Source organism: Sphingomonas sp. SORGH_AS_0438 (assembly GCF_031453475.1).
Taxonomy (GTDB): Bacteria; Pseudomonadota; Alphaproteobacteria; order Sphingomonadales; family Sphingomonadaceae; genus Sphingomonas.
The window spans coordinates 499,597-512,156 of sequence record NZ_JAVIZS010000001.1 but is presented as its reverse complement, the minus strand read 5'-3'; the positions used below and the strand labels follow the sequence as shown (position 1 = coordinate 512,156).

Annotated in this window: 15 protein-coding genes and 1 tRNA gene; 7 read left to right on the top strand and 9 right to left on the bottom strand. The window is 67.5% G+C overall.

Annotated elements, in window-relative coordinates:
* Positions 1–52 precede the first annotated feature (52 nt).
* Positions 53–523 (bottom strand): 30S ribosomal protein S7, encoded by a 471-nt coding sequence (gene rpsG, locus QE452_RS02440; protein WP_125994109.1) that lies wholly within the window; start codon positions 521–523, stop codon positions 53–55.
* A gap of 49 nt (positions 524–572) precedes the next feature.
* The gene (rpsL, locus tag QE452_RS02435) at positions 573–944 is read right to left on the bottom strand and encodes a 30S ribosomal protein S12 (protein WP_019831557.1); all 372 of its coding nucleotides are present in this window, start codon (positions 942–944) and stop codon (positions 573–575) included.
* A 263-nt stretch (positions 945–1,207) separates the two neighbouring features.
* Between rpsL and QE452_RS02430 the strand changes: the two genes are divergently transcribed.
* The 3 genes from QE452_RS02430 (at position 1,208) to QE452_RS02420 (ending at position 2,924) form a co-directional block, all read left to right on the top strand.
* Positions 1,208–1,284, top strand: a tRNA-Trp gene (locus tag QE452_RS02430).
* A 126-nt stretch (positions 1,285–1,410) separates the two neighbouring features.
* Positions 1,411–2,193 carry an NUDIX domain-containing protein gene (locus QE452_RS02425; protein ID WP_309729546.1) on the top strand — a complete coding sequence of 261 codons (783 nt, stop codon included), beginning with the start codon at positions 1,411–1,413 and terminating at the stop codon, positions 2,191–2,193.
* The gene (locus QE452_RS02420) at positions 2,193–2,924 is read left to right on the top strand and encodes an extensin family protein (protein WP_309658522.1); all 732 of its coding nucleotides are present in this window, start codon (positions 2,193–2,195) and stop codon (positions 2,922–2,924) included. The genes QE452_RS02425 and QE452_RS02420 overlap by 1 nt, the downstream gene beginning before the upstream one ends.
* 23 nt (positions 2,925–2,947) lie before the next feature.
* Here the strand turns inward: QE452_RS02420 and QE452_RS02415 are convergent, their stop codons facing one another.
* The 4 genes from QE452_RS02415 to QE452_RS02400 all read right to left on the bottom strand — a co-directional run bounded on the left by QE452_RS02415 (position 2,948) and on the right by QE452_RS02400 (position 5,712).
* The gene (locus QE452_RS02415) at positions 2,948–3,502 is read right to left on the bottom strand and encodes a hypothetical protein (protein ID WP_125994107.1); all 555 of its coding nucleotides are present in this window, start codon (positions 3,500–3,502) and stop codon (positions 2,948–2,950) included.
* A gap of 206 nt (positions 3,503–3,708) precedes the next feature.
* Positions 3,709–4,002: a hypothetical protein gene (locus QE452_RS02410; protein WP_125994106.1), complete on the bottom strand. Its 294-nt coding sequence runs from the start codon at positions 4,000–4,002 to the stop codon at positions 3,709–3,711.
* Positions 4,003–4,093: 91 nt separating this feature from the next.
* Entirely contained in the window at positions 4,094–4,879 is a 786-nt protein-coding gene (locus tag QE452_RS02405; protein ID WP_309658521.1) for a transglutaminase family protein, read from the bottom strand.
* Positions 4,880–4,962: 83 nt separating this feature from the next.
* A complete protein-coding gene (locus QE452_RS02400; protein WP_125994105.1) occupies positions 4,963–5,712 on the bottom strand; it encodes a Bax inhibitor-1/YccA family protein in 750 nt (249 codons plus the stop codon).
* A 117-nt stretch (positions 5,713–5,829) separates the two neighbouring features.
* Between QE452_RS02400 and thpR the strand changes: the two genes are divergently transcribed.
* Positions 5,830–6,420 carry an RNA 2',3'-cyclic phosphodiesterase gene (gene thpR, locus QE452_RS02395; RefSeq protein WP_309658520.1) on the top strand — a complete coding sequence of 197 codons (591 nt, stop codon included), beginning with the start codon at positions 5,830–5,832 and terminating at the stop codon, positions 6,418–6,420.
* Complete coding sequence (locus QE452_RS02390) at positions 6,420–6,953, top strand: superoxide dismutase family protein (protein WP_309658519.1); 534 nt, start codon at positions 6,420–6,422, stop codon at positions 6,951–6,953. The genes thpR and QE452_RS02390 overlap by 1 nt, the downstream gene beginning before the upstream one ends.
* Before the next feature lie 38 nt (positions 6,954–6,991).
* Here QE452_RS02390 and QE452_RS02385 read toward each other — a convergent pair whose 3' ends face one another.
* The 3 genes from QE452_RS02385 to QE452_RS02375 form a co-directional block, all read right to left on the bottom strand.
* Positions 6,992–8,575, bottom strand: a complete 1,584-nt coding sequence (locus QE452_RS02385; protein WP_309658518.1) for an MFS transporter — start codon at positions 8,573–8,575, stop codon at positions 6,992–6,994.
* Positions 8,576–8,733: 158 nt separating this feature from the next.
* On the bottom strand, positions 8,734–9,498 hold the full coding sequence (locus QE452_RS02380) for a hypothetical protein (RefSeq protein ID WP_309658517.1): 765 nt from the start codon (positions 9,496–9,498) through the stop codon (positions 8,734–8,736).
* Between the two features lie 139 nt (positions 9,499–9,637).
* A complete protein-coding gene (locus QE452_RS02375) occupies positions 9,638–10,189 on the bottom strand; it encodes a type 1 glutamine amidotransferase domain-containing protein (protein WP_309658516.1) in 552 nt (183 codons plus the stop codon).
* Between the two features lie 110 nt (positions 10,190–10,299).
* Between QE452_RS02375 and QE452_RS02370 the strand changes: the two genes are divergently transcribed.
* Both QE452_RS02370 and QE452_RS02365 read left to right on the top strand, forming a co-directional pair.
* Positions 10,300–11,298, top strand: a complete 999-nt coding sequence (locus tag QE452_RS02370; protein ID WP_309658515.1) for a DNA topoisomerase IB — start codon at positions 10,300–10,302, stop codon at positions 11,296–11,298.
* A gap of 24 nt (positions 11,299–11,322) precedes the next feature.
* Complete coding sequence (locus QE452_RS02365) at positions 11,323–12,504, top strand: mechanosensitive ion channel family protein (RefSeq protein ID WP_309658514.1); 1,182 nt, start codon at positions 11,323–11,325, stop codon at positions 12,502–12,504.
* Positions 12,505–12,560 lie beyond the last annotated feature (56 nt).

Genomic DNA, 12,560 nt, shown 5'->3' with positions numbered 1-12,560 from the left:
CCGGTGAAAAGCCGTCGGCGTCAGCTCCGGGGAACCATCGCCGACGCGGCCCTTACCAACGATAGTGCGAGAAGGCGCGGTTCGCTTCCGCCATGCGGTGCGTGTCTTCGCGCTTCTTCACCGCGTTGCCGCGGTTGTTGGCGGCGTCGAGCAGCTCGCCCGACAGACGCGCCGACATGGTGTTCTCCGAGCGGTTGCGCGCCGCGGTGATCAGCCAGCGGATCGCCAGTGCCTGGGCGCGCTCGGGGCGCACCTCGACCGGCACCTGGTAGGTCGCACCGCCGACGCGGCGCGAACGGACCTCGATGCCCGGCTTGATGTTGTTGAGCGCGTCATGGAACACGCCGATCGGCTCGCGCTTGGCGCGGGCTTCGACGGTTTCCAGGGCACCATAGACGATCAGCTCGGCGACGGACTTCTTGCCGTCCATCATGACCGAATTCATGAACTTGGAGAGGACCTCATCACCGAACTTGGGATCCGGCAGGATGATGCGCTTCTCGGGGCGACGACGACGTGCCATTTCTTCTTCCTTCTAACTTCAGCCTTGGGTGGTCAGCAGCGTGACCGGCTTACTTCGGACGCTTGGCGCCGTACTTGGAGCGGGACTGCTTGCGATCCTTCACGCCCTGCGTGTCGAGAACGCCGCGCAGCACGTGGTAGCGCACGCCGGGAAGGTCGCGCACACGGCCACCACGGATCAGGACCACCGAGTGCTCCTGCAGGTTGTGGCCTTCGCCCGGGATGTACGAAATGACTTCGCGCTGGTTGGTCAGGCGAACCTTGGCCACCTTGCGCAGTGCCGAGTTCGGCTTCTTCGGGGTCGTCGTATAGACGCGGGTGCAGACGCCGCGCTTTTGCGGATTCTGCTCCATCGCAGGGACCTTGGACTTGGCCTTCTGCGGCTCGCGGCCCTTGCGGACCAGCTGGTTGATCGTGGGCATTGAAGCCTTCACCTTTCAAGTGGTTACTTTGCTGGAGCCATCCAGAATACAAAAGGAGCCCAGGGGCGCACCATCGGTGGGCCCAAGGCTCGTTTTCATTCCAGCAATGTTCAAGCGTGCCTTCCGGAACCGGAGTCCCCGAAAACAGGCGCGCCCTATACGTAAGCCGTGCCGCCGGGTCAACTGCCCGACCCTCCCCTTCACATCACGTGAAGAAGCCGCTTGCATCGCCCCCGTCGTGGCGCTAATGCCCGCCACCGCACAGGGGTGTAGCTCAGCTGGTTAGAGCGTCGGTCTCCAAAACCGAAGGCCCTCGGTTCGAATCCGAGCTCCCCTGCCACTTCTCGATCGCAGATATCCATCCGACGCCGAACGCATTCGCGTTGCGGCGTTTTTCGCGTCTGGCTGCACGGCGAGTCACAAGGCGATCATCATGACGCCATCGCCTCGACTTGGGCGTTCGATCATGGTGAGTGATGCCATGCCTTCTCTCGCCAATGCGATCCCCGCCGCGACCATCGTCATCATGCGACCCCGAGGCGACGGTCCACCCGAATTGCTGATGGTCGAACGGGCCGCCACCTTGGCCTTTGCCGGTGGCGCGCTGGTCTTTCCCGGCGGGCGGGTCGATCCCGGCGACCATCGTCTCGCCGAACGCGTCCCGGACCTTCCCCGCGATGAAGCCGCCGCCCGAGTCGCCGCGATCCGCGAGACGCTGGAGGAAACCGGTCTAGCGATCGGCTTCAGCGGCGATCCCGACTTGGTGGCGGTGATGCGCCAACAGCTCCATGCCGGCGCACCCTTCGACACCCTGCTGGACGACGCCGGGCTGGAACTCGATCTGTCGATACTCGTCCCGTTCGCGCGCTGGCGGCCGGAGCCGACCGAGGAGCATGGCCTGTCGCGCATCTTCGACGCCCGCTTCTATCTCGCCACGCTTCCTCCCGATGCCCCTGCCCCGACCGTCGATCATAGCGAAAACGTCCGGCTGGTCTGGACCAGCGCCGCCGACCTGCTCGCCGAGGCCGATGCGGGGCGGGTCACGATCATCTATCCAACCCGCCGCAACCTTGAGCGCCTGGCGCGCTTCGCCGATTTCGATGCGGCGGTGGCGGACGCGGCGCGCCATCCGGTGCGGGTCATCACCCCGCGAGTCGAGCAGCGCGACGGCCGCGCCTGGCTCTGCATTCCCGACGATGCCGGCTATCCGATCTGCGCCGAGCCCGTCGCGGCAGCGGTGCGCGGCTGATGCGGACGCTGCGACGGATCGCGGGCGTCGTGATCCTGGGCGGTCTCCTTCTGTCGCTGGCCTTCCTGCTTTGGGCAGCGTTGCGCGGACGGCCCCAGGACCTGCCATGGACGCCGCTCGACCTCGGGGCGCCGGTCGGGCTGTTCACCGGTCGCAAGCTGACCGCACTGACAGAGGACGCGCCGGCCTGTCGCGCGCTGCTCGATAAGGCGGGCGTGCGCTTTACCGCATTGCCGCCCCGGTCCGATGGCGCCCAGTGCGGCTATGACGACGCGGTCCGCTTCACGGCGGGCGGCGCACGGCGGATCGCACTGGCCCCGGCCGGACTCGGCACCTCCTGTCCGGTGGCGGCCGCCCTGGCGGTGTGGGAATGGAATATCGTGCAGCCTCAAGCGGAGGCAATATTGGGAAGCCGGGTCGTCGCGATCCGGCATTTCGGCAGCTATAGTTGCCGACGGCTCTATGGCCGCGACCAGGGAAATTGGAGCGAACATGCCCGCGCCAATGCGGTCGACATCGCCGGCTTCCAACTGGCGGATGGCCGCTCGATCAGCGTGGTGAAAGACTGGAACCGCGATGCGCCCGCCGCCCGCTTCCTCCACGCGGTGCGCGACGGAGCATGCGACCTGTTCGCGACTACCCTGTCACCGGACTATAATGCCGCGCACCGCGACCATCTGCATCTCGACCAAGCGGCGCGCGGCGCGCGGGGTTGGCGCGCCTGTCGCTGACGACGCGCCATTCGAGCGAATGATCAGTTGGCGAGCGACTGGCCGCCCTCGACCTTCTCCACCCAATGCGGGAAGAAGCTCGGCTGGCGGTTCGACCAGCCTGATGCGGTCGCCGCCGCCTCGCTGATCGACTGGAGCAGCGACCGGCGATTGTCGGGGTGAAGATGCGGCAGCGCCGCCGCCGCGCAGAACGCCGCCGGCAGCCAGGGACGCGACTCGGCCCCGATCAACCGCTCATAGAGGAACCGCACCGCCGAAAAGGTCGTGAGCCGCCCCTGCCCCAGATCGAACGCGACGACCGTGACCAGCGGCGCGAGGAACGGCTCGACCGCTTCCAGGCCGCTATCGTCGGGCACTCGCTCGCGCAGTTCGGGGAGCGCGCGATAGAGCCGGGCCTGCGCCCGGATCGAGGCGGCCTCAACGACGTCGCGCGACCAGCGGCTCATCGCATCGTCGCGGTCCAGCCCGATATCGAGCGAGCGCCGGATGTAACGCTGCGTCGCGGCCGGGAAGCTCGCGAACTCCTTCATTTCGGCCAGCGCCATCGCGCCTTCTGCCGGTCTGCTCCGAGATGCCATGATATCTACCCCGCCCAGCTACTGTCGCCAATCCGGAATAGCGCAAGTTGGTTAACAGCCCGCTTAACGGCATCCGACCGACACCATGAAAACTGCGCAAAACATTGCCGCAACGCAACATCGGATGCGACGAGTTGCACATTCGCGCAACCATCGCATCCGACGCTGTCACCAAAGGGCAACAATCCGGCTAACAGCCGGTGGTATCAGGCGTTGTCCTGATCTTTGCGCGCACGCTCGCCGTCCTCGTCATAGCCGGAGGAGGGCACCGGCTCGCCGCCATGGGGCTCGGAGATGGCGACGGGGTCGCTGCCGTCCATCGTCTCGTCCAGGCCGTTGTCGAGACGCGCGTCGACGCTGTCCGGGTTCTTCTGCAAGCGCTTGGTGATCGACTTGTCCTGCCCCGCATCCTGACGCGGATCGCGGCCCTGGTTGCCCGCATCGGGGGCATCCGGCGCGACCGACAGGCTGTCGAGCGCGCGATCGTCGATGGCATTCATATCGGCTCTCCCACATGTCCGTTCCACCAACAGAACGAGCGGTGTCGCGGCGCGTTCCTGTCGCCATGATCCAGATGAAGGCGAATGCGCCTCAGCCGAGCCGGTCGACCCGGACGCGTTGCTCGATCAGTTGCGCGGCGCCGAACACGGTCATGAAGGCGATGTCGGTGGCATCGCGGCCGATACAGATGCGTGCGGTCTCCGAGGGGTCGGCCATGCCGGTCGCGTCGACCAGATGCCAGCCGCCATCCAGCCACAGCTCCGCCACCGCGTGGAAGTCCGGCGGTGTCACGTCGGGCGCATAGGCGGCGACGCAGCGCGCCGGGATCTCCGCGGCCCGGGCCAGCGTGACGAGCAGATGGGCGTAATCGCGACACACGCCTTCCCGGCTGGCGAAGGTATCGAGCGCCGTCGTCGTACCGGTGCTGCCGTTCGAACTGTAGCGCAACGAGCGCGCCGTCCACTCGGCCAGTGCGGCGGCCAGCGGACCACCGCTCAAGCCCGCGAACTCGGACCGCACGAAACCCTCCAGCTTGTCGGACGGGCAATAGCGGCTCGGCATCAGATAGCCGACCACCGTGCCCGGCAGGTGCCGCACGGCCGTCGGCGGCAGATGGTGGAGGGGGCGGACCAGGCGATCCACTACCACGGTCGCCGCATAGCGCGCGGTGAAGCGGCCGACCGCATGCGACCAGCAGCGTTGTCCGATCCCCTCCTCGCCCGGCACGGCGGCCAGCGGCAGGTCGGACCAGACGTCCAGCCGTTCGGTCTCGATCCACTGGTCGGGCAAGGCCGCCGCCGCGATCTGGAGCAGCACATCGGCCGGCTCGGGCAGGCCATAATCGAGATCGACGGTGATCGACAGGCGGACGGGCATGATGGGCTTTCGGGCGGAGGGCATGAAAAAAGCCCGGCGGATATGGTCCGCCGGGCCCGGATGGTTCGGTCCTGTCCGCGCGATCAGTCGCGCGAGCTGCCGAACAGACGCAGGATGAACATGAACATGTTGATGAAGTCGAGATAGAGGCTCAGCGCCGACATCACGACCACCTTGCCCTCATATTCGGTGCCGGCGACCTGGTAGTAGAGGCTCTTGGTGCGCTGCGTGTCATAGGCGGTCAGACCCGCGAACAGCAGCACGCCGACGAAGCTGATCACCAGGCCCATCGGACCCGACTGCAGGAACATGTTGATGACGCTCGCCACCAGCAGGCCGACCACGCCGATGATCAGGAAGGTGCCGAACGCCGACAGATCACGCTTCGTGGTATAGCCATAGAGGCTGAGCGCCGCGAAGCCCGCCGCCGTCGCGAAGAAGGCCTGCGCGATCGAGGTGCCCGAATAGACCAGGAAGATGGTCGACAGCGATACGCCCATCAACACCGCAAAGCCCCAGAACAGGCCCTGCATCGTGCCCGTGGACATGCGGTTCTGCCCGAAGCTCATCGCGAAGACGATCGCCAGCGGCGCGAACATCACGACGTAGCGAAGGATGCCGCCGTTCACGAAGACCTGCGCGGCCAGCGAGTCCCGGCCGCCCGCGGCGAACAGCATCGCGACGATGCCGCTCAGCAGCACGGCCGAGGCCATGTAGTTATAGACGCGCAACATATAGCTGCGCAGGCCCGCGTCACGGGCCGCGTCACCCGCGGACGCGAACGTCCTGCCGAACGGCGCGGCATTGGGGCGTGGATCGGACCAATTCGCCATGGTGAATAAAACTCCCTCCCCGGCATGATGCCGGATAGGCCGTATATCGGCCCGAACGGTGCATGTTTCAAGCGCGGGACGATGACAGCGACCCGTCCCACGGGTTAAGGTGGCGCCATGATCCGGCTGTTCGTCGCCCTCCGCCCGCCGCTCGCGATCCGGGACTCGCTGGCCGATCTGATGGACCATGTGCCCGGCGCCCGCTGGCAGTCCGATGAGCAGTTGCACGTCACGCTCCGCTTCGTCGGCGAGGTCGACCGGCACCAGGGCGAGGACCTCGCCGCCGCGCTTGCCAGCCTCCATGCGCCGACGCCGCAGGTCGCCCTGTCCGGCGTCGGCCAGTTCGGGCGCGGCGGGCGGGCGGATACGCTCTGGGCCGGGCTGGCCCCCGCCGCGCCGCTCGCGCATCTCGCCGCCAAGGTCGAGCAGGCCTGCCGCCGCGCCGGACTGCCGCCGGAGACCCGCGCCTATCGGCCGCACGTCACGGTCGCCCGCCTGCCCCGCTCGCTGGGCGGCGCGCCCGAGGTGGAGCGCTGGTGCCGCGATCATGCCGGACTGGCGAGCGCGCCGTTCACGCTGCCGCACCTGATCCTCTGTCAGAGCCATTTGGGGCATGAGGGCGCGATGTACGAACCGGTGGCCCGCTGGCTGCTGGAACCGGGACCGGACCCGGAACGATTGACCATGGAATCACAGGGAGAGCATTGATGTACAAGGGGATCGCACTGATCGGACTCGTTGCGGCGTCATTAACCGCCTGTTCGCAGGATCGGACGGCGGTGGGCGAGGCGGTGCCCGGCGGCCGCACGGCGACCGCGAACCTGCGCACGGCGGCCGGCGGCGATGCGGGCCGGGCGACCGCGACGGAGGTGGCGGGCGGCCTGCGCGTGACGCTCGACGCCCAGGGCCTGCCGCCCGGCACGCACGGCGCGCATGTCCACACCACCGGACGTTGCGACGCGCCCGACTTCACTACGGCGGGCGGCCATTGGAACCCGACCGCGATGAAGCATGGCAGCCAGAACCCGCAAGGGCCGCATGAGGGCGACCTGCCCAACCTCATCATCGGCACGGATGGTCGCGGCACGCTGGGCGTGACCGTGCCGGGCGCGACGCTGGACGGCCTGCTCGACGCGGACGGCAGCGCGATCATCGTTCATGCCGCGCCCGACGACTTGAAGACCGACCCCTCCGGCAATAGCGGCGGCCGCGTCGCCTGCGGCGTGTTCATGCCGGCCTGAACCCGTTCGGGAGAGGCGCAATGCCTCTCCCGCTTGGGCTACAACAGTTCGCCCGCCGCCCGCGCCCGATCCTCGCGCGTGCGCTCGGCGGCGGGCACGAGGCGGAAGGCGGCGATCGCGGCGGCCAGCGTGATCGGCGCGGAGGCGAGCAGCGACAGCATCCCGACCGACAGGCTCCCCGACAGGGTCGACACCCGCCCCGCCAGATAGGGGCCCAAAGCCAGCCCCAGCAGCGTCGTGCCGATGAAGAAGGTCGCGGTCGCGGTGCCGCGCATCCGGGGCAGCACCAGATCCTGCGTCGTCGCCGCCGCCGCACCCAGCGCCACGCTGGCGGTGACCTGCGCGGCGAACAGCATCGGATAGAGCAGCGCGGTCGAGTCGGCGGTGAAGGCCAGCGCCAGGAACGGCAGCGGCACGACCGCACCGAAGATCACCACCATCAGCCGCCCCGCCGGATGGCGACGACGCAGGCGATCCGCCGCGATGCCGCCCAGCGTCACGCCCAGGAAGCCGCCCAGCGCCCCGCTCGCCCCCAGGAAGAAGCCCGCCGTGGCCGGAGACGCACCCAGTACCCGCAAGGCATAAGGGGCCGCCCAGAAGCTGGCGGCATAGGCGAGAAAGGCATTGAGGCCGTAGGCGACCACCGTCAGTATGAAGGCGGGCGTGCCGACGATCAGCGCGAAGGTCGGCGGATCGCGCCGGCGCAGCGCACAGGCCCAGGAAAAGACCGCATAGACGCCGATCCCGACGGCCGTCCATTGCGGCCAGGGCTCGCCGATCGCGATCAGCCCCGCAACGGCCGCAACGGTCAGCCCGGCGGCGAGCAGGTTGACCATCAGTGCGCGCATCCCCCCCGCCAAGGCGCCGATCAGCGTCAGCGGCGGGATGATCGTCACCAGTTCGGACAGGAAGGCGCGGAAGGGTGCGGGGTGCGGCGCGGGCGGCGGCAGCCCCTCGACCGCGCCGCGCACCGGCTCGCGCAAGGTCGCGATCCAGGCCGCGACCAGCAATCCCGGCACGCCCACCGCCAGGAACGCCGCCTGCCAGCCGACCAGTCCCCAGGGGCCGCCGCCCGGATAGGCGCGGTTCCAGCCCTGCACGATCAGCCCGCCGATGAAGAGCGAACAGCCACCACCGACATAGAGGCCCGCAGAATAGATAGACAGCGCCGTGGCGCGCAGCCGCTTCGGGAACCAGTCGGAGATCAGCGAATAGGCGGAGGGGCTGGCTGTCGCCTCGCCGATGCCGACGCCGATCCGCGCCGCCGCCAGATGGCCGCCGCTCCGCGACAGGCCGGATAGTGCGGTCATCGTCGACCATAGCGCCAGGCCGATCACCATCAGCCGGCCCCGATGCCAATTGTCCGCCAGCCGGCCGAGCGGAATGCCGAACAGCGAATAGAAGACCCCAAAGGCCGTGCCGTAGAGAAAACCCAGATCCTCGTCGCGCAGCCCCAGGTCGCGCTTGATGTCCTCCGCCAGGATCGAGATGATCTGCCGGTCGACGAAATTGAGCACATAGACCAGGAACAGGATGAACAGCACATACCAGGCGTAGCGCGGCGCGGAGGCGGAGGCTGGCGGAACGCCGCCCGGATCGGCGGCTTCTGGTGCGTAGGCCATGCTCTCTCCCGCTCTGGTTCGTGCGGTCAGGCTATCAGAGGATGGCGGCCGATCAATGATTTTCGTGTATCGGGTATGGGCGACGGATGGGCATTTCCCGGCTTACCGCGTCAACTGATCATGCCGTTCGTAGTTTCGGCATCCCCGATGGTCGGCGATCAGCCCTGCTTCATCCCGGCGGCGCCCCGCTCCAGTCGCGCCAGCAGGGCGGCGATGCTTGGCTCCGCGCCGGGCTCCTTGGGAACCGGCGTCGGGACATGGCGCTTGCCGAAAGAAGACAGGTTGTTGTTCATGTCCACCGACCGCAAATAGGTGATCGCGTCCTCGCCCAATCGCGGCGGCTCGCTGGTGCGCAGACTGGCGATCGGCAGGAGATCGATGGGGGCTTCCGCCGGATCGACGGCCGTGGCCGGCGCATCTTCTGCCACCACCACGTCTGCCCCCTCGTCCGCGTCCGTCTCCCGACCGCCCTTGGCGGCGCAGAGTTGCGGCGGCGACGGCGTCGGCACCGGTTGCAACGGCACGACGGGCAAGGCATCCGGGTCGAAGGCCGATAGCGGCTGATCGAGATCGCGTGGTAGCCGCCGCTCCTCTTCTGGAAACGGCTCCAGACCCGCACCCCAGACGGCGGCACGCGCCCGCTTGCCCTTGCGCACCAGGGCGCCACCATGACCGAACAGCAGGTAGAGGCTGGACCAGACGAAGCCGGCCACCAGCAGCGCGGTGACGATCATCGCCAGGCCCGTCAGCCCCCGCACCGTACCCAGCACCGGCACCAAATTCGATGCGCCGGTCGGCTGCACCACCGCCGCCATCCACACCGGCGGCACCTCCGCCGCCACCGCCGCACCGATCAGCGACGCCAGGCCGGCCGCGATGAACGGCAGGGTGCGGATCAAGGGCGTGCGGTGGAAACGATGCATGGCAAACCTTTCGATGCCATGTCTTGCGGAAAATGGTAAATAAAAGTGAAACGGCAATGGTGGCAATCACCTGCGGTCAACGCCGCCGGCCGAGGCCGGCGGCGTCGATCCATCCTGCAATTTGGATATATTATCTAGTTTATTCCGAGACTTCCTCTTCGAGCGCCGAGAGGATCGCCTGGTTGAAGGCCGGAATATCGTTCGGATTGCGGCTGGTGATCAAATTGCCGTCGATCACCACTTCTTCATCAACGACCTCGCCACCGGCATTTTCCAGGTCGGTGCGAATCGAGGGATAGCTGGTGAGTCGCCGGCCATCGATCACGTCCGCCTCGGCCAGCAGCCAGGGGCCGTGGCAGATGGCGGCGACGATCTTGTCGTCCTCCATGAACTCCGCGACGATCTCCATCGCCCGCTCTTCCAGGCGCAGCTTGTCGGGGTTGCAGGTGCCGCCGGGAATGACCAGCGCGTCGTAATCGTCGGTGTCCACCTCGGCCAGGGTCAGGTCGGGCGTCGCCATCTCCGCCTTGTTGATGTCCTGCTCCATGCCCTGGATCGGATCGCGCTTGATCGAGGCGAGCGTGACGGTGGCGCCCGCCGCTTCCAGCGCCTTTTTCGGTTCGAACAACTCCACCGTCTCGAAGCCATCGGCCGCGATCATCAGGACGCGCGCGTTGGAAAGGTCGGCCATTTCATTACTCCTGTGGGGGAACCTGTCGCCGAGAACCCTCCCGGACCGCGCCCGTTCCGGAACGAAGGCGGGCTGACGCGCATTTGCCAAAGGGAACGAAGGAGATCCGGGTGGCTGCGCGCATCGTCTACTGTGATGATTCCAAATCCGGGATCACCCGCCGCAAGGTTAGGGACCAGTGGGAATATCGCGATGCGGCCGGCGAGCGGATCACGGATGCGGACGAGATCGCCCGGCTGAACGCGATCGGCCTGCCCCCCGCCTATGAGCGCGCCTGGTTCTGCCCCAAGGCCAATGGCCATATCCAGGCGATCGGCTGGGACGAGAAGGGCCGCAAGCAATATCGCTATCATGTCGACTTCCGCGCCGCGCAGGAGGCCGCCAAATATGATCGGTGCTGCGAGTTCGGCACCGCCCTGCCCCGCCTGCGCAAGCAGGTGGAGGCCGATCTGAAGCGGCGTGGCCTGCGCAAGGAGCGTGCGGTCGCCGCCGTCGTCCGCCTGCTCGACATCGGTCATCTGCGCGTCGGCAACGAGGCCTATGCCGAGGCGAACCAGTCGTTCGGCGCGACCACCCTGCGCAAACGCCATGGCACGGTGAAGGGATCGACGCTGAAGCTGCGCTACAAGGGCAAGTCGGGCAAGATGCGCGATGTCGCGATCACCGATCGCGCACTCGCCGCCACGGTGCGACGGATGGAGGATCTGGACGACCAGCATCTGTTCGCCTGGATCGATGCCGAGGGGGAGGCGCATCCGGTCACCTCCTCCGACGTCAACGCCTATATCAAGGAAGCGACGGCCTGCGACTTCACCGCCAAGCATTTCCGCACCTGGGGCGCGAGCGTCGCGGCGTTCGAGGCGCTCGCAGAGGCCGAGGAGGATCTGAGCCTCAAGGCGATGCTGGAGCCGGTGGTCGAACGGCTGGGCAATACGCCGGCCATCGCCCGCAAGAGCTATGTCCATCCGGCGCTGATCGCGCTGACCAAGACCGGCCAGGCCGCGTTCCGCCGGGCGTTGCGCCTGCCCCGCTCACGGGCCTATCTCAGCCGCACCGAACGCGGGCTGATCGCTTTCCTGGAGACGGGCACGCCACCGGCCGCCGCCTGACACCGTATCGCTGACGAGGTTTCCATGTCCAAATCCCCGCCTGCCAATGCGCAGGAGCCGATCTTCGACGCGGCGGCGCTGTCGGCGCAGACGCACGGCCTGATCGCGGCCTCCACCGAATGGCTGCGCGAGCATTGGCTGCAGATCCTGATCGCCTTCGCCGTCGGCACCGTGATCGTGCTGGTGCTGCACGCCGTGCGCCGGATCGGCGCGAAACTCTGCGATCGGCCGCATTGGGCCGCCGGCTGGGGCGTCGTGCTGGGCCGGACCGTGTCGCGCACCGGCAATATCTTCATCGTCATGCTCGCCGCCAAGCTGGTCGTTGGCTATGCCGGGGCGCCGGCCCAGGTCGAAAGCACGATCAACTTCCTGTTCACCATCGCCGCCGTCTTCCAGGCGGCGCTCTGGGCGCGCGAACTGATCCTGGGATCGATCGAGCACCGCACCTCCGCCGCCAATTACCAGGGCGAGGCCCTGTTGTCGGCGATGGGGCTGATCCGGCTGCTCGTCACCTTCGCGCTGTTCGCGATCGCCTTGGTCGTGGTGCTCGACAATCTCGGCGTCAACGTCACCGGCCTGGTCGCCGGCCTGGGCGTCGGCGGCATCGCCATCGGCCTGGCGGCGCAGGGCATCTTCGCCGACCTGTTCGCGGCGCTGGCGATCATCTTCGACCGGCCCTTCCGGCGGGGCGACAAGGTCAATTACGACCAGACCAGCGGCGTGATCGAGGGGATCGGCCTGAAGTCCACGCGCATCCGCGCCTATACCGGCGAACTCCGCATCATTTCCAACCGGCAGCTGCTCGACAAGGAGATCCAGAACATCACGGTGCGCGACCATATCCGCATCGGCTTCACCATCGGCGTCGCCTATGAGACGCCGCCCGACCTGCTGGAACGCGTACCCGCGATCCTGCGCGAGATCGTCGAGACGGAGGGCGGCACGGTCGCGCGCGCCGGGTTCGAGACGTTCGGGGCGAGTTCGATCGACCTGTCGCTGTTGTTCGACGTGCCCGGCGACGACTGGAACAAGGCGCATCCGATGCGCGACCGGATCGTGGTGTCGATCATGCGCCGCTTCGCGCAGGAGGGGATCAGCATCCCCTATCCGACCCAGACCACCTATACCGCCGCACCCGACGGCCGGATCATCATGCCCTATCCGGAAGTCCAGCCCGTGCATGTCGAGAACGCCCCAAGTCGTTGAGCTGCCTTGGATGACAAATAGGCCATCCGGTACCTGACCGCCTTGCCGCAGCCATG